22 protein-coding genes and 1 other annotated feature are annotated in these 21,254 nt (G+C 45.8%); of the genes, 11 read left to right on the forward strand and 11 right to left on the reverse strand.

Going from position 1 to position 21,254, the window contains the following annotated elements; all coding sequences use genetic code 11:
• The first annotated feature begins 45 nt into the window (after positions 1 to 45).
• Entirely contained in the window at positions 46 to 888 is an 843-nt protein-coding gene (gene sacY / locus GYO_RS41745) for a transcription antiterminator SacY (protein ID WP_014115642.1), read from the forward strand.
• A gap of 53 nt (positions 889 to 941) precedes the next feature.
• Here the strand turns inward: sacY and GYO_RS41750 are convergent, their stop codons facing one another.
• Positions 942 to 1,802 (reverse strand): glycosyltransferase family 8 protein, encoded by an 861-nt coding sequence (locus tag GYO_RS41750; RefSeq protein WP_014115643.1) that lies wholly within the window; start codon positions 1,800 to 1,802, stop codon positions 942 to 944.
• A 110-nt stretch (positions 1,803 to 1,912) separates the two neighbouring features.
• Complete coding sequence (locus tag GYO_RS41755; RefSeq protein ID WP_014115644.1) at positions 1,913 to 2,626, reverse strand: YwaF family protein; 714 nt, start codon at positions 2,624 to 2,626, stop codon at positions 1,913 to 1,915.
• A gap of 151 nt (positions 2,627 to 2,777) precedes the next feature.
• Between GYO_RS41755 and ywaE the strand changes: the two genes are divergently transcribed.
• The 3 genes from ywaE to GYO_RS41770 all read left to right on the forward strand — a co-directional run bounded on the left by ywaE (position 2,778) and on the right by GYO_RS41770 (position 6,306).
• Positions 2,778 to 3,293, forward strand: a complete 516-nt coding sequence (gene ywaE / locus GYO_RS41760; RefSeq protein WP_014115645.1) for a tyrZ transcriptional regulator YwaE — start codon at positions 2,778 to 2,780, stop codon at positions 3,291 to 3,293.
• Positions 3,288 to 3,500: a binding site (T-box leader), on the forward strand. (Overlaps the previous gene by 6 nt.)
• A 44-nt stretch (positions 3,501 to 3,544) precedes the next feature.
• Positions 3,545 to 4,783 (forward strand): tyrosine--tRNA ligase, encoded by a 1,239-nt coding sequence (tyrS, locus tag GYO_RS41765; protein ID WP_014115646.1) that lies wholly within the window; start codon positions 3,545 to 3,547, stop codon positions 4,781 to 4,783.
• Positions 4,784 to 4,938: 155 nt separating this feature from the next.
• A complete protein-coding gene (locus tag GYO_RS41770; protein WP_014115647.1) occupies positions 4,939 to 6,306 on the forward strand; it encodes a M28 family metallopeptidase in 1,368 nt (455 codons plus the stop codon).
• Positions 6,307 to 6,335: 29 nt separating this feature from the next.
• Here GYO_RS41770 and ywaC read toward each other — a convergent pair whose 3' ends face one another.
• Together ywaC and GYO_RS41780 are read right to left on the reverse strand one after the other, a co-directional pair.
• Complete coding sequence (gene ywaC, locus GYO_RS41775; protein ID WP_003222250.1) at positions 6,336 to 6,968, reverse strand: GTP pyrophosphokinase YwaC; 633 nt, start codon at positions 6,966 to 6,968, stop codon at positions 6,336 to 6,338.
• A 141-nt stretch (positions 6,969 to 7,109) separates the two neighbouring features.
• Complete coding sequence (locus GYO_RS41780; protein ID WP_014115648.1) at positions 7,110 to 8,045, reverse strand: 1,4-dihydroxy-2-naphthoate polyprenyltransferase; 936 nt, start codon at positions 8,043 to 8,045, stop codon at positions 7,110 to 7,112.
• A 431-nt stretch (positions 8,046 to 8,476) separates the two neighbouring features.
• On the opposite strand from GYO_RS41780, the gene GYO_RS41785 reads away from it, so the two are divergent.
• From GYO_RS41785 to GYO_RS41815, 7 genes are all read left to right on the forward strand, one after another.
• On the forward strand, positions 8,477 to 8,626 hold the full coding sequence (locus tag GYO_RS41785) for a teichoic acid D-Ala incorporation-associated protein DltX (protein ID WP_003227330.1): 150 nt from the start codon (positions 8,477 to 8,479) through the stop codon (positions 8,624 to 8,626).
• A gap of 17 nt (positions 8,627 to 8,643) precedes the next feature.
• Positions 8,644 to 10,155, forward strand: coding sequence for a D-alanine--poly(phosphoribitol) ligase subunit DltA (gene dltA / locus GYO_RS41790; RefSeq protein ID WP_041521208.1), 1,512 nt, complete (start codon positions 8,644 to 8,646; stop codon positions 10,153 to 10,155).
• Complete coding sequence (dltB, locus tag GYO_RS41795; protein ID WP_014115652.1) at positions 10,152 to 11,339, forward strand: D-alanyl-lipoteichoic acid biosynthesis protein DltB; 1,188 nt, start codon at positions 10,152 to 10,154, stop codon at positions 11,337 to 11,339. Before dltA ends, dltB begins: the two co-directional genes overlap by 4 nt.
• Before the next feature lie 16 nt (positions 11,340 to 11,355).
• Complete coding sequence (dltC, locus tag GYO_RS41800) at positions 11,356 to 11,592, forward strand: D-alanine--poly(phosphoribitol) ligase subunit 2 (RefSeq protein ID WP_003227325.1); 237 nt, start codon at positions 11,356 to 11,358, stop codon at positions 11,590 to 11,592.
• Entirely contained in the window at positions 11,592 to 12,770 is a 1,179-nt protein-coding gene (gene dltD, locus GYO_RS41805; RefSeq protein ID WP_014115653.1) for a D-alanyl-lipoteichoic acid biosynthesis protein DltD, read from the forward strand. The genes dltC and dltD overlap by 1 nt, the downstream gene beginning before the upstream one ends.
• Before the next feature lie 87 nt (positions 12,771 to 12,857).
• On the forward strand, positions 12,858 to 13,616 hold the full coding sequence (locus GYO_RS41810; RefSeq protein ID WP_014115654.1) for an SDR family oxidoreductase: 759 nt from the start codon (positions 12,858 to 12,860) through the stop codon (positions 13,614 to 13,616).
• Between the two features lie 141 nt (positions 13,617 to 13,757).
• Positions 13,758 to 14,849: a branched-chain amino acid aminotransferase gene (locus GYO_RS41815; protein WP_014115655.1), complete on the forward strand. Its 1,092-nt coding sequence runs from the start codon at positions 13,758 to 13,760 to the stop codon at positions 14,847 to 14,849.
• Positions 14,850 to 14,885: 36 nt separating this feature from the next.
• Here the strand turns inward: GYO_RS41815 and licH are convergent, their stop codons facing one another.
• The 7 genes from licH to GYO_RS41850 all read right to left on the reverse strand — a co-directional run bounded on the left by licH (position 14,886) and on the right by GYO_RS41850 (position 21,236).
• Complete coding sequence (gene licH / locus GYO_RS41820; protein ID WP_014115656.1) at positions 14,886 to 16,214, reverse strand: 6-phospho-beta-glucosidase LicH; 1,329 nt, start codon at positions 16,212 to 16,214, stop codon at positions 14,886 to 14,888.
• Entirely contained in the window at positions 16,211 to 16,543 is a 333-nt protein-coding gene (gene licA, locus GYO_RS41825) for a PTS lichenan transporter subunit IIA (protein WP_003218748.1), read from the reverse strand. The genes licH and licA overlap by 4 nt, the downstream gene beginning before the upstream one ends.
• 18 nt (positions 16,544 to 16,561) lie before the next feature.
• Positions 16,562 to 17,920 carry a PTS lichenan transporter subunit IIC gene (gene licC, locus GYO_RS41830; RefSeq protein WP_014115657.1) on the reverse strand — a complete coding sequence of 453 codons (1,359 nt, stop codon included), beginning with the start codon at positions 17,918 to 17,920 and terminating at the stop codon, positions 16,562 to 16,564.
• A 15-nt stretch (positions 17,921 to 17,935) separates the two neighbouring features.
• Entirely contained in the window at positions 17,936 to 18,244 is a 309-nt protein-coding gene (licB, locus tag GYO_RS41835; protein WP_014115658.1) for a PTS lichenan transporter subunit IIB, read from the reverse strand.
• Between the two features lie 128 nt (positions 18,245 to 18,372).
• On the reverse strand, positions 18,373 to 20,298 hold the full coding sequence (gene licR, locus GYO_RS41840; RefSeq protein ID WP_014115659.1) for a transcriptional regulator LicR: 1,926 nt from the start codon (positions 20,296 to 20,298) through the stop codon (positions 18,373 to 18,375).
• A gap of 160 nt (positions 20,299 to 20,458) precedes the next feature.
• Positions 20,459 to 20,584 (reverse strand): small protein YxzF, encoded by a 126-nt coding sequence (gene yxzF, locus GYO_RS41845; RefSeq protein WP_501040016.1) that lies wholly within the window; start codon positions 20,582 to 20,584, stop codon positions 20,459 to 20,461.
• A 61-nt stretch (positions 20,585 to 20,645) separates the two neighbouring features.
• Positions 20,646 to 21,236, reverse strand: coding sequence for a DNA-3-methyladenine glycosylase (locus GYO_RS41850; RefSeq protein ID WP_014115661.1), 591 nt, complete (start codon positions 21,234 to 21,236; stop codon positions 20,646 to 20,648).
• Positions 21,237 to 21,254 lie beyond the last annotated feature (18 nt).

Below are 21,254 nucleotides of genomic sequence, written 5' to 3' on the forward strand. Positions count from 1 at the left end.
ATTCGTTTTCATTCATAAAACGGGGGATGAAAGGACAAAAAAGCTATGAAAATTAAAAGAATCTTAAATCATAATGCTATCGTCGTAAAGGATCAAAATGAAGAGAAGATTCTCTTAGGTGCAGGAATTGCGTTCGACAAAAAGAAGAATGATATTGTCGATCCATCAAAAATAGAAAAAACCTTTGTCAGAAAAGATACAGCTGACTATAAGCAATTCGAAGAGATTTTAGAAACATTGCCGGAAGACCATATTCAGATTTCTGAGCAAATTATCTCCCATGCCGAAAAAGAGCTGAACATTAAAATCAACGAGCGCATTCACGTCGCTTTTTCAGACCATCTATCTTTTGCGATTGAACGCCTGAGCAATGGGATGGTCATCAAAAATCCGCTGCTGAATGAGATCAAAGTCCTTTATCCGAAGGAATTCCAGATCGGCTTGTGGGCCAGAGCGCTGATTAAAGAGAAACTGGGGATTCACATTCCTGATGATGAAATCGGCAATATCGCCATGCACATCCACACAGCAAGAAACAATGCCGGTGATATGACACAGACGCTTGATATTACAACAATGATCCGTGATATTATCGAGATAATTGAAATTCAGCTGGCGATCAATATTGTTGAAGATACCATCTCTTATGAACGGCTTGTGACCCATCTCCGCTTTGCCATTCAGCATATCAAAGCGGGCGAATCCATTTACGAGCTGGATGCAGAAATGATCGACATTATTAAAGAGAAGTTTAAGGATGCCTTCCTGTGTGCCCTAAGCATCGGCACTTTTGTGAAGAAGGAATACGGCTTTGAGTTTCCTGATAAAGAATTGTGCTACATTGCCATGCATATTCAGCGGTTTTACCAGCGGTCAGTCGCACGCTGAGGCAAACAAAAAAAACGCTTTTGAGATGATCAAAAGCGTTTTTTATATTCAATTTATTGGTTGATGGCCGGGTTCCCGATCGTATTCCACTTCGTATAGGACATGTAATGGAAATACTCATCGCGATACGGATGTTTTGTATTGGAGTTCCAAGGCTTTTCTCCGCCGCAGAAGTGCACGATTGCCGGGTTTTCTCTCGTTTCATTATATTGCTTCCGTCCTAACAGTGTCGGAGGTGTTTTCAGTTTTAACATGATGTATGTTTGAGCGTTCCAGCGCGGGTGAAGCTCATACCACTTATCATATAAGATCGCATTCAGTGCATCTTGGTCGTGCAGCACAAGAAAGTCTTCAGACGGGTTTTCATTGATAAAGTTGATGACTTTTTCTGTGATGTTTTGCTTTCTCCAAGGTTCAAAATCAATAATCATGATACCTGAGTTAAAATACTTCCCTGTATCAGTGACGTTCATTTCTTTCAGGCGTTCATGCTGCCCAGCATCCTCAACAGCAGCAACCGTATATGGAGCAATATCCAAGTCCCACAGTTTCGAAATATCCTCAAGAATAATCGCATCACAATCGATATAAATCATTCGTTTGATGCTCTCATCCTTAATTAAGTCAGGAATCGAAATGCGGTAATACGCCGCTTTTGTAATATGGCTGCTCTCTACCGCATGTTCATACATATTGGTATCCACTTCTAAAAACTCAATCGGCACGCCGAATTTCAATGTGGTTTCTTCCAGTCTTTTTTTGTTATCAGGCTTAATTCCGCCATCAATGACGTATAATTTTATCTCTCTCTCCTGATCCATATTTGTCAATAAAGAAACGAACATCCCACCTAAATGACGAGCATAATTATCATCTGCGCATGATACGATATGCATAACTTCATCTTTCTTCAATGATATTCATCTCCCTTTGTGTTGTACAAATTACATTCCCGATTTCAGAAAATTAAACACTATTCTTCAATATTTTTTTAGACAGAATGTGCTATACAACAAAAAAGGTGTCACTTTTTGAACATGCGATATAGCCAATAAAGGACAAAAAAGCTTGCGATCGTAATGGCTTCAGCAGAAGCGATATACCACGGCCACGGCCCGAGAACATCCAGGAGAGAAGAGCCGCCCGGTTTTTTTGTCAAATACATATAATTCGCGCCAAGCCAGCGGTCAAGCAGATAAATGCAGACTCCGTACACATTGACAATCAGGACTGTCACCCATAAAGAGCGCTGGCCCATTCTGTAAGTGCCGACCACCGCCATCAGCAGGCAGGATAAAAACACAGACCCATGCGAAATAAAAAAGAGGATATATCGCACATGCGGAAATGAAAACATACCGAGGTCAGGTGTCAAAAGAGCCTGAATCGAGCTGCCGATGCCGACAAAATATAAAAATACAAACAGCCTCCTGCTTTTGGTCACCAGCATGATGGCTGACAAATACACCGACAGGTCACTAAGCTGGAGAGGCAATGAAGTGCGCACCGACCATCTGCCCGTGGCAATCATCCATATTTGATAGCCGATTTGCGAACCAAGCAACAGAAACACAAACAAATAACGCAAAAACTGGCTGACCTTAGGCCGCTTGACCGCCTCGCGGAACAGAAACAACAGAATGGCCAAAAGAGCAATGATTGCTAACGTCACCACATGCTCTGCTGAAAAAAGGTGAAACGGATCATGTTTATAGATGGATTGAACATATTTTTGCAAGATTGCACCCCCGTTTGCGGGTTTTTGTTTATTTTGGTGTAGTTAGGGCCTTTTTTATTCAACCGATATATAGGCTTGAAGTTCACATCAGACTCTGTTAGAATTCATTTCATAGCTAATGATTCTGATAATTTAAGGCAGGCTTAAAAAAATGGAACGTTCCTATCAACATCAGCAGCTTCGGAAAGAAGAACACGACACACTTTCTAAGCTTAAACAAATGCCCATTGAGTCACTGAACCTGGAAGCCATATCGATTGCGACGAATCTGTATCGGTCAGCGCAAAAGCTCCGTGTCAAAATGGAGACTGAGGTTCTTTCTTCCTATAGCCTTTCTTGGACAGCTTTCTCCATTCTTTATGATCTATGGGTATGGGGAGCGCTCGAAACGAGAAAAATTGCTGAGCTGTCAGGCATTTCAACAGCTACAGCAAGCAACGTGATCAAAACGCTCGAAAAAAAGAGCTTTTGCCGTAAAAGCATCGACACAAGAGATCGACGACTCGTGTTTGTCTCCATCACTGATTCCGGCAAACAAGCGATAGAAGAGCTTTATCCGGAGTTTCACAAAGGGGAAACAGAACTCATTGCGGGGATGACGAAAGACGAACAGAAAACACTGACAGAGCTGCTTAGAAAGGTAGCTGACAATCTTCATACAGCATAAGCTTTGACGGGAATCCAGTAGCGGTTTGTCTCCCTGTTTCAGAGAGCCGGCGGAAGGTGCGAGCCGGCGCACAGGCAAACGTGAATTACCTCCCCGAGCTTTCTTTGTGAACCTTAGTAGCAAAGAACGGGAAACCGTTATTCGAATGAGCGGAAGACGATGTCTTCAACCAGGGTGGTACCGCGTGCATTGAGCCACGTCCCTTATCGGGATGGGCTCTTTTTTGTGTTTTTAAAAAAGGAGGAAGAAAGATGAAAACATTTGAACAGCTCACAGCAGCACAGCAAAAAGAAGTCGAAAGACAGCTACAGCTATACATGACAGGCGCCCAAGAAGTCATACCGCCGGAGGAATTAAGGGCGAAGCTCGTTAAATCGATTTCGACAGGCACACCGCTTAAAATTAAGCTCGGATTAGATCCGTCTGCACCGGATGTACATTTGGGCCATACGGTTGTGTTAAACAAGCTTCGCCAATTTCAAGAAAACGGCCACATAGTCCAGCTGTTAATTGGGGATTTCACAGGAAAAATCGGTGATCCGACCGGAAAGTCAGCAGCCAGAAAGCAGCTGACTGATGAAGAAGTTCAGCACAACGCCAAAACATATTTTCAGCAATTCGGAAAAGTGCTGGATCCTGAAAAAGTCGAGCTTCACTACAACTCGAAATGGCTGAAAACATTGAATCTGGAGGATGTCATTGAATTGGCAGGCAAAATAACCGTAGCCCGCCTGATGGAGCGCGACGACTTTGAAGAACGCATCGCTATGCAAAAACCGATCTCGCTTCATGAATTCTTTTACCCATTGATGCAGGGATACGATTCCGTCGTTCTGGAAAGCGATATTGAACTTGGCGGAACAGACCAGCATTTCAATGTACTGATGGGACGGCACTTCCAAGAACGGTACAACAAAGAAAAACAAATCGTCATCCTGATGCCGCTATTAGAAGGCTTGGACGGTGTTGAGAAAATGTCGAAATCGAAACATAACTACATCGGCATTGACGAACATCCAAACGATATGTACGGGAAAACGATGTCACTGCCCGACAGCCTGATGAAAAAATACATCCACTTGGCAACAGACTTAGAGCTTGAAGAGAAAAAACAACTCGTGAAAGACTTAGAAACCGGCGCCGTTCATCCAAGGGATGCCAAAATGCTTTTAGCCAAAACGCTCGTCCGAATGTATCACGGAGCGGATGCCGCTGAAGCCGCCGAACACTCATTTAAAACAGTCTTTCAGGAAAACAGCCTGCCAGAGGATATTCCGGCTGTGAACTGGAAAGGCGAGAAAACGATAGCGATTATTGATCTGCTCGTCAAGCTAGAGCTCCTCTCTTCGAAGAGCGAGGCGCGCCGCATGATTCAAAACGGAGGTGTCCGAATTAACGGAGAGAAAATAACAGATATCCACGCTGATGCAGTGATAAAGGAAAATATGATTATCCAAGTCGGCAAACGCAAGTTTTTAAAACTCCAATAGTCTGATATCCCGAAGCGCTTATGACCTGTCTTTCATAAGCGTTTTTTTGCAGGTATAAAGCACTGTCTTTTCAAAAACGCTCTCCCTTTTGCAGGAAATTCTTTTAGCATCCCGAAATATTCCCCATCCATACATTTAGGGGAGGTTTAATTCTGATGAAAAAGCTTTTGACTGTAATGACGATGGCCGTTTTAACTGCTGGCACGATCATCATGCCGGCACAGAGCGTCACCCCTGCCGCGCGCGCTGTTCAAATATCAGATAGCGAGCGAGAGCTCCCATTCAAAGCAAAGCGTGCGTATTCAACCATTTCTCAGCTTAGTGAAACAATCGGTCCCAGAATAGCCGGAACTGCCGCTGAAAAAAAGAGTGCCCTGTTAATCGCTTCATCCTTGAGAAAATTAAAACTTGATGTGAAGGTTCAACGTTTCGGTATCCCTGACCGGCTTGAGGGAACGCTGTCTTCAGCAGGACGCGATATTCTTCTCCGAGCGGCATCCGGCTCTGCCCCGACTGAAGAACAAGGGCTGACGGCTCCGCTTTACAATGCCGGCTTGGGCTATCCAGAGGACTTCACCGCTGACGTTAAGGGCAAAATTGCCTTGATTTCCAGAGGAGATCTTACATTTTACGAGAAAGCCAAAAATGCCGAAGCCGCCGGAGCCAAGGCTGTCATCATTTATAACAACAAAGAAAGCCTCGTGCCTGTGACGCCAAACCTGTCGGGAAATAAAGTCGGCGTTCCTGTCGTCGGAATTAAGAAAGAAGACGGTGAAACCCTTACTCAGCAAAAAGAAGCAACTTTAAAACTAAACGCAATCACAAACCAAACCTCCCAGAACATCATCGGAATCAAAAAACCAAAGAACATCAAACATCCAGACATTGTGTACGTGACGGCCCATTACGACAGTGTTCCTTTTTCGCCCGGAGCAAATGACAACGGCTCTGGAACCTCTGTCATGCTGGAAATGGCGCGCGTCTTAAAAAGCATTCCTTCTGACAAAGAAATCCGCTTTATCGCTTTCGGCGCTGAAGAGCTCGGCCTGCTCGGCTCCTCTCATTATGTAGATCACCTATCGGATAAAGAGCTGAAACGAAGCGAAGTGAACTTTAACTTAGACATGGTAGGCACAAGCTGGGAGAATGCGTCTGAGCTGTATGTCAACACATTGGACGGCCAATCTAACTATGTTTGGGAATCCAGCCATACGGCCGCTGAAAAAATTGGGTTTGACAGCCTGTCTCTCACACAGGGAGGATCATCTGATCATGTGCCGTTCCACGAAGCCGGCATTGATTCCGCCAACTTTATTTGGGGAGACCCAGAAACAGAAGAAGTTGAGCCGTGGTACCACACCCCTGAAGACTCGATCGAACATATCAGCAAAGAACGCCTTCAGCAAGCCGGTGATCTTATAACCGCCGCTGTCTATCAAGCTGCGAAAAAAGAGAAGAAACCGAAAGCCATTAAGAAACAAATGAAGGCCAAAGCCTCCGACATTTATGAAGATATCAAATAAAAAAGACGGCGCATTGCTGCCGTCTTTTTTTAATCCACTTCTTTCTTAATCCCCAGCATTTTCTCATCTAGATAATGGGCAATCTCCGCCGCTTCCTTCAGCTCATCTGTTAATTGCTTAGGAACGTCATTGTTCAATTTATAGTAAATTTTATGTTCAAGGCTCGCCCAGAAATCCATCGCGATCGTCCGGATTTGAATTTCTGCTTTGACGTATTCCACACGGTTCGTTAAATTCACAGGCATCTCAATGATTAAATGCAGACTTCGGTAGCCGTTCGGTTTTGGCGTCTGGATATAATCCTTCACTTTTACAATTCTCAAATCTTCATGCTGCTTTAGCACGTTAACGACATTATAAATATCAGAAATAAAGGAACAAATGATACGCACACCGGCAATGTCATTGATGTGCTCCTTCATTTCCTTCGTCGTAATTTCGCAGCCCTTTCTCATTAACTTATTCACGATGCTTTCAAAGCTTTTAACACGGGATTTCGTATGTTCAATCGGGTTGTGTCCGTGAATGAGGTTATATTCCTGGCTGATAATTGAGAATTTTGTATCCAAGGCATCGAGCGCAAATTTATAAACTAATAATTCATTTTTCCAATCTTCCATTACTGTTTTTAAATCGTCCATATGTGTTACAGATAAATCCATTTTCGTCATCTCCTTTAACGGATCTTTATCCGCTGTCCATGTACTAGACGTGCCTGCCTGCAGCATGGTTTTATGAATTTTTTTACAAAATGCGGTCGAATGTAACAAAAAAAGACCGCAAGAAATAAGCGGTCTTTCTTTTTATCGGAAATAGCTGATCAATAATCCGATCGAGAGCAGGAATCCGAAAAATGTATTCGTTTGGGCTGTTGATTTCATTGCGACAATCATATTCATCGGCATTTCTTTTTGGACGAAGCCCTTCACTGCCTGAACCGGCTTAGGCACGCTCAAAAAGACGACAAACAGCCACGGGCTTACAGCACCGGTAATAACCAGGCCGACAACCCAGATATAAGCGACGGCAAACGACGCAGCTAACAGAGTGACAGCACCCTTATGCCCCATCAAAATCGCCAATGTTTTGCGTCCGCCTTTTTTGTCCTCTTCAATATCGCGAATGTTGTTCGACAGGTTAATCGCGCCGACAAGAATCGCAATCGGGATCGAAATCAAAATGCTTTGCAAATTGATCTTATCTGTCTGAATGAAAAACGAAATCAGCACAAACACCGAACCCATGCAAATGCCTGAGAATAACTCACCGAACGGCGTGTACGCAATCGGCAGCGGCCCGCCTGTATACAGGTATCCGATCGCCATGCCGACAAGGCCGATTAGAGCGAGCCACCAGCTGCTGCTTGCACAAATATAGACGCCGAGCAAAATGGCAATCCCGTATGATGCGAGAGCTAATTGCAAAATCGTCTTAGGCTTCATTCCGTGGCGTACAATCGCACCTCCGATTCCAACAGATTCTGCTGTATCTAACCCGCGTTTAAAATCATAGTATTCATTAAATAAGTTCGTCGCGATCTGGATCCATAGGCAAGAAAACAGCATAGCCAGAAACAGCAGCAGATCAACCTTCACATAAAACATCGCCAAAACCGTTCCGAGCAGCACAGGCACAAACGATGCGGTTAACGTATGAGGACGGGTTAACTGCCAAAGGATCTGCCCCATGCTTTCTTTTTCCGGCGCTGTCTGACCCTCACCCTTATTTGTTTGGTTCATCTTCCCTCTTCCTTTCTATTAAAAGGCTTACTTTTTTTCAGCCGGCAGCTTGATAAAAACTCCTTTTGCTTCCTTATCTATCATAATGACTTCTCCCTCATTTCACAAGATACCGCAAGAAGGCGTTTTCTTTCTTATTATACGCTTTCTGCCCCGATTTCATGAGGTTTCTGCTTTTACCTGAACAAACAGCTACAGAAAAATTTTTTTAAGTGCAATACGCTTTTTAAAAGTTAAGAAAGATCTTTTGTCTCCATAGATCTTTACCTTTTATGAATCAGCCCAAGCTCTTGCAGGTATAAAGATTCATTTTCAAAAGAAGACGCCGATATATTAATCTGAGGGAGATTAGGGAAAAAATGAAACTTTTTGAGCATCTAATCGTCAAATACTCATGTGATTGTCGAAAAAACGGGAAGGGAATTTTTGATATGCTGCAATTGATGAAACAGCTGTATGAAAAGCCCGCTGTCAAGTGGACATGTCATACAGGATTTTATTTGATGATACTGCTTGTTTTGTTTTTTATGTATGGTTTTCACACCGCGAATACCGGTTCATATATTTATAACGATTTCTAATTGGAGAGAGAATAATGATGAAACTTTTACATGCTATTCAAACACATGCGGAATCTTATCCGCAAACCGATGCCTTCCGCTCTCAAGGCCAGTCGCTCACGTATCAGGAATTATGGGAGCAGTCTGACCGCGCGGCTGCCGCGATTCAAAAACGCATTTCCGGAGAAAAGAAATCTCCTATCCTTGTGTACGGCCATATGGAGCCGCACATGATCGTTTCCTTCTTAGGGAGCGTCAAAGCGGGTCATCCTTATATTCCGGTTGATCTGTCCATTCCGTCCGAGCGGATTGCGAAAATTATCGAAAGCTCTGGAGCAGAATTGCTGATCCATACAGCCGGACATCCAATTGACGCAGTCAGCCAGCAGATTCAGACGGTATCAGCAGAAGAACTGCTGGAAAACGCAGACGGCTCTGTCAGCCAAGATCAATGGGTCAAGGAACACGAGACGTTTTATATCATTTACACTTCCGGAAGCACAGGAAATCCGAAAGGCGTGCAGATTTCCGCTGCGAATCTTCAAAGCTTTACAGACTGGATTTGTGCAGACTTTCCAGTCAACGGAGGAAAAACATTTTTAAATCAAGCGCCGTTTTCATTTGATTTATCAGTCATGGATCTTTATCCGTGCCTTCAATCAGGCGGGACTTTACACTGCGTGACAAAGGATGCGGTGAATAAGCCGAAAATCTTATTCGAAGAGCTGAAAAAGTCCGGGCTGAATGTGTGGACATCAACACCTTCCTTTGTGCAGATGTGCCTGATGGACCCGGGTTTTTCACAGGACCTGCTGCCTGAAGCGGACACATTTATGTTTTGCGGAGAGGTTCTTCCGGTTTCTGTTGCAAAAGCGCTGCTTGAGCGTTTTCCGAAAGCAAAAATCTTTAATACGTACGGTCCGACTGAAGCGACAGTGGCTGTCACATCCGTTGAAATTACAAGTGACGTCATCAGCCGCAGTGAATCGCTTCCAGTGGGCTTTGCCAAACCTGATATGAACATTTTCATTATGGATGAACAGGGACAGCCGCTTCCTGAAGGAGAAAAAGGAGAAATCGTCATCGCAGGGCCGAGCGTAAGCCGAGGCTACCTTGGTGAACCTGAGCTGACGGAAAAAGCGTTTTTCTCTTATGAAGGCCAGTGGGCATACCGGACGGGTGATGCTGGTTATATGCAAGATGGTCAGATTTTCTGCCAAGGGCGTTTGGATTTCCAAATTAAACTTCACGGCTACCGAATGGAGCTGGAGGAAATTGAGGTCCATGTCAGACAGTCTCAGTACGTTCGCTCTGCTGTCGTGATCCCGTATCAGCCAAACGGAACAGTTGAGTACCTGATCGCTGCTATTGTGCCTGAGGAGCATGAGTTCCAGAAGGAATTCCAGCTGACAAGCGCCATTAAAAAAGAGCTTGCCGCTTCCCTTCCGGCGTATATGATCCCGAGAAAATTCATTTATCAGGATCACATTCAAATGACGGCTAACGGCAAAATCGACCGGAAACGCATCGGCGAAGAGGTTCTTGTATGACGCCTTACAGCTCGTTTTTATTCTTTATACTGCTTGGCATTCTTCTTCTGCCGACGATCATTCTCGGCCTGAACGGAAAAAGATTTCAAGCATACAACATGTTCATATCTATCATTATATTGGCTTTAATTTTTTCGCACGACTTACACGGGGTCATCGCACTGTGTCTGTTTACGATATGGCAGGTGCTTTTGATCAGCGGCTATCTGGCGTACCGGCAGAAAGCGAACAGCGGCTTTGTCTTTTGCGGAGCTGTTATCGCTTCGATTCTGCCTTTATTTCTGTCAAAAATATGGCCGTTCCTTTCACACCCGCAGCCGCATCATCCGCCAGATAACCTGATCAGCTTTTTAGGGATTTCGTATTTAACCTTTAAAGGCGTTCAGCTGATTATGGAAGCAAGAGACGGCCTGCTGAAAGAACAGCTGCCGCTGCACCGCCTGCTGTATTTCATCCTGTTTTTCCCGACGATTTCCTCCGGTCCGATCGACAGATACCGCCGATTCGTCAAGGATGAACAGAAGGCTTGGACGAAAGAAGAATACGCCGACCTATTGTATACAGGGATTCATAAGATCTTTATCGGTTTCCTGTACAAGTTTATTATCGGCTATGCAATCAATACGTACTTCATCATGAATCTTCCCGCGATCACGCACAATAAGATTCTTGGGAACCTGCTGTACATGTACGGCTACAGCATGTATTTATTCTTTGATTTCGCCGGCTACACGATGTTTGCCGTCGGGGTCAGCTATATTATGGGGATTAAATCACCGGAAAACTTTAATAAACCGTTTATCAGTAAAAATATTAAAGATTTCTGGAATCGCTGGCATATGTCTCTGTCATTCTGGTTCAGAGATTATGTGTTCATGAGATTCGTATTTTGGATGACAAAGAAAAAGTGGATCAAAAACCGTATGGCCGTTTCAAACATCGGGTATTTCCTGCTGTTTATGCTGATGGGGGTTTGGCACGGGCTCGCGCCGCAATATATCATCTACGGCCTCTATCACGCCGTGCTGATGACGTGTTACAACTTTTTCGAGAAGTGGAATAAGAAATACAAATGGCTTCCGTCCAATCGCTGGACAACAATTCTTGCGATTGTGATCACGTTCCACTTCGTTTGCTTCGGGTTTTATATTTTCTCAGGAAAACTATTTCATCACCACCATTAAAGGAGATTAGAAAGCTATGGATTTTAAACAAGAGGTATTAGACGTTTTAGCAGAGGTTTGTCAGGATGACATCGTAAAGGAAAATCCTGATATTGAAATTTTTGAAGAAGGTTTGCTTGATTCTTTTGGAACAGTAGAATTGCTGCTTGCGATTGAAAACCGTTTTGATATTTTAGTGCCGATCACTGAGTTTGATCGGGATGTTTGGAATACGCCTAACAACATTGTAAATCAGCTGTCTGAGTTGAAATAATGAAAAAGCGTTTTTTCGGTCCAATTATTTTGGCGTTTATTCTATTCGCAGGCGCCATCGCAATTCCATCTTCATGGCTGACAGGCTTCATCACTGATAAGCAGGTGAAAGAGTCAGCAACCGCCTTGAACCCGAGTATGTTTCAAGGGCTATATTTACAAGATCAAATGCTCAAAGATCCGGCATATCTTCCGATTTACGGGTCTTCTGAGCTTTCCCGGCTGGACGAGTTCCACCCATCTAATTATTTTCAGGTAAACAATGAGGGGTTCACGCCATACCTTGTCGGCAAAGGCGGGTCCCAGTCATTGATTCATTCCTTAAACTTCGCTGCCCATATGGATCAGCTGAAGGGCAAAAAAATCGTATTCATCGTGTCTCCGCAATGGTTTATTAAGCGCGGGTCTGATGAACAGCATTTCGCGCCGAACTATTCTGCGCTGCAAGGGCTTGATTTGGCATTTAACGAGCAGATCGACCCTGATGTGAAAAAGAAAATGATGAAACGCATGCTGCGCTTTAAGGCCGTACAAAATGATGCGATTCTTTGCGAGCTGTATAAAGCAATCGTAAACGGCCAGACGTGGAAAGTGAACGCGCTGAAGCCGGCCGCAAAAGTATATTACAGCATGCTCGAAAAGAAAGACCTGTATTATTCAACGACGGAATCATCCGGGCCAAAGCGTTATATCTCTCAGTCTGTAAAAGGTAAGTCATGGTCTGAATTGAATAAACTCGCAGATCAATCAGGCAAACGCCACTCCGGGTCTAACGATTTTCACATTGACAATCCTGTTTATAAAAAGCTGAAGCCGAAAGTGCCTAAGCTGAAAGGGAAAAACAAAGGAAAATCGTATGCGGTGTCACCGGAATACGGCGACTTTGAAATGATGCTTGATATCCTGAAGGATGCGGGTGCAGAGCCTATGTTTGTCACCATCCCTGTCAACGGAAAATGGTACGACTACACTGGCTTCCCGAAAAAAGGCCGCACTGCTTATTACAAAAAAGTAAATAAGCAGATTAGAGCGAAGGGCTTCCAGGTTGCTGATTTTTCAGGACATGAATATGACCCGTATTTCATGAAAGATACCATCCACATCGGCTGGAAAGGCTGGGTGTATGTCGATAAAGCAATTGACGAGTTTTATAAAACCGGAAAAGTGACGTCATCCTGAGCATCTCATAGGACGCGGCTGCATATTTCCTGCTAAGATTTGAAATAGTAAAGGAATCACAGCCAACTAGTAAGAGGTGGTACATCAATGAAGATGACAGGCAATACGGTTTTAATCACAGGGGGGTCCGCTGGCATCGGGCTTGAACTGGCCAAGCGCCTGCTGGAACTTGGCAATGAAGTTATCATTTGCGGACGCAGCGAAGCGCGTCTTACAGAAGCGAAGCAGCAGCTCCCAAACATCTATACAAAGCAATGTGATGTTGCAGACCGTTCGCAGCGGGAAGCATTGTATGAATGGGCTTTAAAGGAATTTCCGAACCTGAATGTTCTCGTCAACAACGCTGGCATTCAAAAGGAAATTGACTTCAAAAAAGGGACGGAAGAGCTTTTTGTGGACGGAGATGAAATTGAACTTAATTTTCAAGCGCCTGTCCATTTATCAGCCCTTTTCACGCCTCATTTGATGAAGCAGCCCGAGGCAGCAATCGTTCAGGTCACATCCGGGCTTGCATTTAACCCGTTAGCTGTTTATCCGGTGTACTGCGCAACGAAAGCGGCGCTTCACTCGTTCTCGCTTACGCTGAGACACCAGCTCCGCGACACGAGCGTGGAAGTGATTGAAATGGCACCGCCTATGGTTGACACGGGCTTAAACCAAAAATCACGCGATAAACAAGGCCTGACGTACCGCGGCATTTCAGCTGAAGAATATGTTCAGTATTTCTTGGACGGCTTGAAGGAAGGCAAACAAGAGATTACAAATGAACGTGTTGAAGGTCTTCGAAATGCCACTCGGGCCGATTATGACAGAGTGTTCGAGCAAATGAACACGCAGGAGAATTAATTTCTCCTGCTTTTTTCTTATGAATTTCTTACAAATTTGAGCAAACCTATTGCGAATATTTGTTGAAGGTATACAATAGAATATAAATTATTTTCAAATAAGTTTGATAATATAAACAATTTAACAGCAGGGAGATTGACCATGACTAAACAAACGATTCGCGTTGAATTGACATCAACAAAAAAACCAAAACCAGATCCAAATCAGCTTTCGTTCGGGAGAGTGTTTACAGACCACATGTTTGTAATGGACTATGCGGCGGATAAAGGATGGTACGATCCAAGAATCATTCCTTACCAACCCATTCCAATGGACCCGGCCGCAATGGTCTATCACTACGGCCAAACCGTGTTTGAAGGGTTAAAGGCCTACGTGTCAGAGGATGACCATGTCCTGCTTTTTAGACCGGAAAAAAATATGGAGCGTCTGAATCAATCAAACGACCGCCTCTGCATCCCGCAAATTGATGAAGAACAGGTTCTGGAAGGCTTAAAACAACTTGTCGCGATCGATAAAGACTGGATTCCGAATGCGGAGGGCACGTCCCTTTATATCCGTCCGTTCATCATCGCAACCGAGCCTTTCCTCGGTGTTGCGGCATCTCATACGTATAAGCTCTTTATCATTCTTTCTCCGGTCGGCTCTTATTACAAAGAAGGCATCAAGCCGGTCAAAATCGCTGTTGAAAGTGAATTTGTCCGTGCGGTAAAAGGCGGAACGGGAAATGCCAAAACCGCAGGGAACTATGCTTCAAGCTTAAAAGCTCAGCAGGTAGCCGAAGAGAAAGGATTTTCTCAAGTACTCTGGCTGGACGGCATTGAGAAGAAATACATCGAAGAAGTCGGAAGCATGAACATCTTCTTCAAAATCAACGGTGAAATCGTAACGCCGATGCTGAACGGAAGCATACTGGAAGGCATTACGCGCAATTCAGTCATCGCCTTGCTTAAGCATTGGGGCCTTCAAGTTTCAGAACGGAAAATTGCGATCGATGAGGTCATCCAAGCCCATAAAGACGGCATCCTGGAAGAAGCCTTCGGAACTGGTACAGCAGCTGTTATTTCCCCAGTCGGCGAGCTGATCTGGCAGGATGAAACACTTTCGATCAACAACGGTGAAACAGGTGAAATCGCCAAAAAACTATATGACACGATTACAGGCATTCAAAAAGGCGCTGTCGCAGACGAATTCGGATGGACGACCGAAGTTGCAGCGCTGACTGAAAGCAAATAAGTAAGAAAAAAGCCGGCCTTCAATGGCCGGCTTTTTTTACGCTTCAATTTTGTTAAAGAACTGCGGCAGATACGCTTTGTGCGCCTCCAGCATTTCGTCTAAAATCTGTTTAGCCACAGTGTCGGACGGAACGAGCGGGTTAATCGTCATGGCGAGGAGCGCTGTTTGGTAGTCGCCTGTGACCGCCGCTTCTGCCGCGACACGTTCAAAGGATTTGATTTGCTGAACGAGGCCCCGGACAGACACCGGCAAGTCGCCGACAGCAATTGGCTGAGGGCCGTTTTTCGTCATCACGCAGTTCACTTCAACCGCGGAATCGTCTGGAATGCTGGCGATTGCCCCGTTATTCATCGTGTTCACCGGCTGAATGTCGTGTTTATCATTGTAAATAGAGCTGATTAAATTACACGCTGCATCGCTGTAATACGCACCGCCCCGTTTTTCCAGCTGCGGCGGTTTGATCGCAAGGTTCGGATCTTTATAGAGCTCGAACAGTTCTTTTTCAACCTTCTGCACAACTTCAGCGCGGGTGCCCTCCGTTTGTGATGCTTCCAGTTCGTGCTCCAGCATCTCTTTTGTTTTGAAATAGTAACGGTGGTAGCCGCAAGGGATGATATCGAGTGCTTTTAAAAATTCCGGCTCCCACTCTGCGCCTGAGATGTTTTTCATCGTCATCGCGTTTTTCGGGTCACCCATCGCTTCGATGACTTGATCCTTCACACTTACGCCATCCAAGAAAACATCCAGCCCGAACACCATATGATTCAGTCCGGCGAATTGGACTTCTACGCGGTCCACATCTACATCAAGCGCTTTGGCTACGCCCATTTTGATGCCGATCGGAACGTTACAGAGACCGACGACTTTCTTCAGGTTGGAGTAGCGAAGCAAAGCTTCTGTCACCATGCCGGCAGGGTTTGTGAAGTTAACGAGCCACGCGTTCGGGCAGAGTTCTTCAATGTCCTTTGCAATCTCCAGGATAACTGGAATCGTGCGCAATCCTTTAAACAGGCCTCCCGGGCCGTTCGTTTCTTGGCCGATGACGCCGTATTTTAATGGGATGCGCTCATCCTTGGCTCTTGCCTGCAGAAGCCCGACACGGAACTGAGTCGTGACAAAGTCTGCGTCTTTTAGCGCTTTTCTCCGGTCGAGCGTAAGGTGAATATCGATCGGGACGCCGGCTTTTTCAACCATCCGTTTGGCGAGCGTGCCGACAATATTCAGCTTTTCTTCGCCCTCAGGGATATCGACGAGCCATAATTCACGGACAGGCAGCTCATCATACCGTTTAATCAACCCTTCCACTAACTCGGGCGTATAACTTGAACCTCCGCCAATCGTTACAATCTTTAATCCTTTTGTCATATGCTTGCTCCCCTTTGCTCGGTGATTTTTTCATATAACTCAATGATCTCCGCCGCCAGATCCTTCACTGTCATTGCATTCATTAAATGATCCTGTGCATGCACCATCAGAAGCGTCATTTCTGTTTTTTCTCCGCCAGCTTCATTTTGGATCAGCTCTGTCTGATAATGATGGGCTTTTGATAATTCTTCTGCCGCGTCTTGAAGCTTTTTCCGCGCTTCTTCTGCGTCACCGCTTTTGGCAGCGGCAATGGCCTCCATTGCGGAGCTCCTTCCGTTTCCTCCGTGAAGGATAATTTGAAAAATGATTTGCTCCATTTTTTCATTCACGCGATTCACTTCCTTTCTCTACAAAGCCGCTTCTTTGTCATCTGATGCTGCAGGCGTTTGGACCAGTTCCAAATCGTTTTCTTCTTTCAGCTTCTGTTTATCCCACATTCTGAAGAACGGATAGTAGACAACAAAGGATACGGCGATATTAATGGCTTGCATGACCGCGCCTGAAACTTTCCCCCCTGTCGCCAAATAGCCTGAAAAGATTGGCGGCATGGTCCACGGCACTGCGATCCCCGCCGGTTTGGCGACAAGGCCGGTACTCATTCCGATGTAAGTGAGTGTCAGTGTGATAAGCGGCGTGATGATAAACGGAAGTAAAAGCATCGGGTTCATGACGATCGGCATTCCGAAAATAATCGGTTCGTTAATATTGAAGATGGCCGGGCCGATCGCAAGCTTCCCGAGCTGCTTCATTTGTTTGCTTCGGGCGCGCAGGAACATCGTGACAACCAGCGCCAATGTGGCGCCGCTTCCGCCGATATTGACCCAGATATCGAAAAATTGCTGGGTGAAAATCTTAGGAAGCTCCTCACCGGCTTGGAATGCGATCCGGTTGGCATCCATTGCGCCATACCAAATCGGTGCCATGACGCCGCCGACAATGTTGGCGCCGTGAAGGCCGCAGGCCCATAAAAGCATTTTCACGGCTTCTGCGACAAGGCTTCCCCCGAGGCTTCCTCCCAGAATGGAAAGCGGGGTTCCCAGTAAAACGCTTACAATATTATGAAGGCTTTCAAACGGCGTCGCTTCAACTATCAGCCGGGCTGCCCAAATCAGAAAGATGACGGCAAAGCCGGGGATTAACGCGACAAATGACTTGCTGACTGCCGGCGGAACACCATCCGGCATTTTGAAGACCAAATTGCGCTGGATAATGAGACGGTAAATCTCTGTTGACACCATCGCGATAATCATAGCGACAAACAGGCCTTTGCTTCCCATCAGCGAGAGCGGAATTCCGCCGCCGACCATAATCTCTTTCGTCGAACCATCAGGCGTGAACGGCACTTGATAAGGTGTTGCTAACAAAAATGCCGCAAGTGAAATGGCTCCAGCCGACAAGGCATCAACGCCGTATTTCTCGGCGAGCCGGTAGGCGATGCCGAACGCGGCGACCAAACCCATAATTTCAAAGGTGGCGTCAACTGGATAGGCCAGCTTTTCAGACCAGGAGCTGCCAAACGTTTTTGCCATAAACTCAGCGTATCCCGGGATCGGGAGGTTGCCGATGATGAGGAAAAAGGAACCGATGATAATCAGCGGCATCGTGAGGATGATACCGTCACGCAACGCCTGCAAATGACGCTGCCCCGCAATTCTTCCCGCTATAGGCATGACCTTTTCTTCTAAGATCTGATTGACTTTATTCACATAGCCCGCCCCTCTCTATGACACATGTCCAAGCTGTTCAGCTGATTTCAGCACTTCCGCCCCGTTGCATGTGCCATAATGGACGGTATTAATGACGTCTACTGGTACCCCCTTTGACTCTCCTAATTTTTTCAGCTGCGGAAGCATATAACGTACTTGCGGGCCGAGAAGCAATACATCCGCTTTATCAATATGACTTTGTACAGAATCGCCTGAAACTGCCCAAATGGTATAGTCTTTTCCTTGTTCCTGCGCACTTTTTTCCATCTTGCTCACCAATAAGCTAGTAGACATGCCTGCTGCACATACGAGTAATATATTCATGTAAAAGACCCCCTAGAGTTTGATCAATTTTGTAATGTCCTGCTGTTGATATCATCATATTATGAAATCGCTTTCATAAACACTCAAGGTTTTTCCGCAGGAAACGGAAAAAAGGTATATACAGGCTGTCAGCTCAGCATTTTTTGGTCAAACACGTCCGAAAGCTCTTGATACGAACGGCATTTGATCAGCTGGTTCACCGCTGCCGGGTCATCCAAAATGCTGCCAAGCAGTTTATACATGCTTTGCAAATCCGCTTTGTTCTCCTTTTCGACACAAAGCAAACAGACAAATTGAACACGCTGGTCCTCCCAATCTATCGGTTTTTTGAGCGTACAGACGGCCCAAAACGTTGTTTTTGTCTGCGGAACGAGCGGGTGCGGGATGGCAACCAGATTGCCAAAGCACGTTGGCGACATGTCTTCTCTTTCAAAAATGGAATCTATGATTTCTTTGTCGGCATAGCCGCAATCAACCGCTTTCTGCCCTAAAAATTGAATCACTTCTTCTTTTGAGCGCAGATCCTCCTGGAAAAAAACGAGTTCTTTTTTCAGATAGCGGGCGGCTTTTTCTTTTTCATCACTCAGAATGGATTCGATTTTTGTAAAGTCAGTCCCGCCTAAGAGTGTGTTGACCTTTAGCACTGGTACAGGGAGCTCTTTTTTTATCGGGATGGTGCTGATGACAAAATCAATGGATTCATAGGACATTTGGTCAAGACTGTAATACTCAGCCGTTCCAAGAATATCGAGCCGCTTGCCGAAATGGGAGCGGAGTTTTTCACGCAGTAGCTGGGCGCTTCCGGCACCTGATGCGCACACAATGATACAGCGTTTCGGCGGGCTTTCTGTTTTTTTCCGTTCAATCGCAGCGCCAAAGTGGAGAGCCAGATACCCAATTTCGTTTTCATGAATATCGATGCCCGTCTGTTCCTTTATGACCATCCCCGCAATGATCCCGGCTTCAAAAGCGAGAGGATAATGTTCCTTGATCGCTGTCAGCATCGGATTTCGAAGGTTCATGCCGTATCGGTTGCGGCTGACCGCCGGCTTCACATGTAGCGCCAAGCCGATTTTCAGCTCTTTGTCATGCAGGATGCCGAGCTTCATTTCGCGATCAACGGCTTCAATCATCGCAAATGTCAGCTGATCGGTTTCCTCGTCTATTGAAAATGTGTCCTCCCCGCATTGTGGTTGTGTCATTCGTTTTGTGCCGAGGAGATGCATGGCGATATAGGCCGTCTCGTCTTTCGGAAATGTAACGGCAAGTGCTGATTCCAGCTCTTTTACAATGGCTTCGGCAGCCTGATATTCTTTTTGATGCAGGATGTGATCCATATCTTCCGGGAAAAGAGATACATAGTTTTCCGTTCTGATCCGTTTACAGGCAATGGCGATATGGATGATGAGGTTATTCAGTCCCAAGTTGGACAGAGGGATGCGGTCGTTTTTCATTTTTTTCAGGATGGCGGAACGGATGATCTCGATTTCTTCATTTGGCAAAATATCAGCCTTTTCATTCAAAATATCAATCTCCGTTTCTCTTTCATCGACAATGTACTCCGCCATACAGTACCTCATCTGCACCTCGTCCCCGCGCAGCTTGAAGCCGTAATTTGGGCGTGTTTCCATGACGATGCGGTACGGCAGCAGCCGTTTCTTTACTTCTTTTAAATCCGTTTGGAGTGTAGATTTTGAGATAAATAGTTCTTCAGCCAGTTCATCGAGCTTGAGGTAATGCTCCGCCAGCAGCAGCCGTTTTGTGAGATAGGCCATTCTCTCCTCCGGCAATACCGGCAGGCTTTTTTTTTGCTGAAACACATCTTGCAGCAGCGTTCTGAATGTCTGCTCGTCATGAATGCGGAGTTTGTAACCTGAGCCTCTTACCGATTGGACATAGGCGCCATAGCCGCTTAGCGCACCTTGCAGTTCCTTTATATCATTGCGGACCGTCCGCGTCGTCACATTTAATTGCGCGGCAAAAAACGAGCTTGTCACCGGGGCTTCAGCCGCCATCAGCAAGCGCAGAATATCACGAAGTCGCCCATGAAGCATGAGAAAAACCTCCTATCAAGTAGATGCAGGGATAAGTGAATAGGCAGAAAGGATGATGAAGGAATGCGAAATGTATATAAATTCTATAATGGCGGGAATGGCAAGTCAATGAACATCGGGAGGGCTAGAGGGAAAACTGACCTATAAAAAACAGCCGGGGTCAGCCGGCTGTTCGGGATGCGGACATATTCTTTCGTTTAGACGCCTTGCGATCCTTCATGATTTTTCGCACAATCGGGTAAATGACCGGCGCCCATTTGATAACGGATTTGATCATCTTTTTCAAAGCTCCGATTCTCCCTTCTTTTTTCTCAACCATTCCCCTGATTGCCTTTTGCTTAAACATGCTACCGCGACACGTACCTGTTTCCCGTCACCCAGAAACGCCACGGATAATCGCGCGCCTCTCCGCTGTTGTCGATGCCGATACGCGGGCCGGTTGAAATTTCTTCCGGTGTATACCCGCCTTCGATGTAAAGCGGCTGTTCCGTGATCCAGCGTCCGTAGTCATTCATCGTGACGCCAAGCGCTTTCGTCAGCTTTCCGGGCCCGTTTGTCCATTCCCTCGGATGCCGGCCCGTCCTCCTCTCCTCCATTAACAGCTGGCCTTCATGAGGCTCAATGGCCCTGATTAAGACCGCTTGCGGGACATCTGCTTCTGCGGCAACGACATTCAGCAATGTATGGGTGTGCATCACGTATGTATACACCCGCCCAGCTTCTGCAAACATAATCTCAGTCCGTTTCGTCCGGCGGTTATTAAAGCTGTGGGCCGCTCTGTCTCCGGCGCCCATATAGGCTTCTGTTTCCACAATATAGCCTGACGCTGTGCCTTCGTCTGTTTCTTTTACCAGAAGGCAGCCGAGAAGCGCCGGGGCAAGCTCAAGGGCGGTTCTTTGGTAAAACGTGATGGGCAGCGGATTTTTTTCTCTCGTCACGAATCGACCTCTCCTTTT

This window comes from Bacillus spizizenii TU-B-10, assembly GCF_000227465.1.
In the GTDB taxonomy this organism is placed as follows: domain Bacteria; phylum Bacillota; class Bacilli; order Bacillales; family Bacillaceae; genus Bacillus; species Bacillus spizizenii.

Bases quoted from the DNA above. Each gene is read 5' to 3' on its own strand.
- dltC (WP_003227325.1), top strand. From the start codon at position 11,356: ATGGATTTTAAACAAGAGGTATTAGACGTTTTAGCAGAGGTTTGTCAG.
- licB (WP_014115658.1), bottom strand. From the start codon at position 18,244: ATGAATATATTACTCGTATGTGCAGCAGGCATGTCTACTAGCTTATTG.
- ywaC (WP_003222250.1), bottom strand. From the start codon at position 6,968: ATGGATTTATCTGTAACACATATGGACGATTTAAAAACAGTAATGGAA.
- dltA (WP_041521208.1), top strand. From the start codon at position 8,644: ATGAAACTTTTACATGCTATTCAAACACATGCGGAATCTTATCCGCAA.
- GYO_RS41810 (WP_014115654.1), top strand. From the start codon at position 12,858: ATGAAGATGACAGGCAATACGGTTTTAATCACAGGGGGGTCCGCTGGC.
- GYO_RS41785 (WP_003227330.1), top strand. From the start codon at position 8,477: ATGCTGCAATTGATGAAACAGCTGTATGAAAAGCCCGCTGTCAAGTGG.
- licR (WP_014115659.1), bottom strand. From the start codon at position 20,298: ATGCTTCATGGGCGACTTCGTGATATTCTGCGCTTGCTGATGGCGGCT.
- dltD (WP_014115653.1), top strand. From the start codon at position 11,592: ATGAAAAAGCGTTTTTTCGGTCCAATTATTTTGGCGTTTATTCTATTC.
- licH (WP_014115656.1), bottom strand. From the start codon at position 16,214: ATGACAAAAGGATTAAAGATTGTAACGATTGGCGGAGGTTCAAGTTAT.
- GYO_RS41770 (WP_014115647.1), top strand. From the start codon at position 4,939: ATGAAAAAGCTTTTGACTGTAATGACGATGGCCGTTTTAACTGCTGGC.
- ywaE (WP_014115645.1), top strand. From the start codon at position 2,778: ATGGAACGTTCCTATCAACATCAGCAGCTTCGGAAAGAAGAACACGAC.
- GYO_RS41780 (WP_014115648.1), bottom strand. From the start codon at position 8,045: ATGAACCAAACAAATAAGGGTGAGGGTCAGACAGCGCCGGAAAAAGAA.
- dltB (WP_014115652.1), top strand. From the start codon at position 10,152: ATGACGCCTTACAGCTCGTTTTTATTCTTTATACTGCTTGGCATTCTT.
- tyrS (WP_014115646.1), top strand. From the start codon at position 3,545: ATGAAAACATTTGAACAGCTCACAGCAGCACAGCAAAAAGAAGTCGAA.
- sacY (WP_014115642.1), top strand. From the start codon at position 46: ATGAAAATTAAAAGAATCTTAAATCATAATGCTATCGTCGTAAAGGAT.
- GYO_RS41815 (WP_014115655.1), top strand. From the start codon at position 13,758: ATGACTAAACAAACGATTCGCGTTGAATTGACATCAACAAAAAAACCA.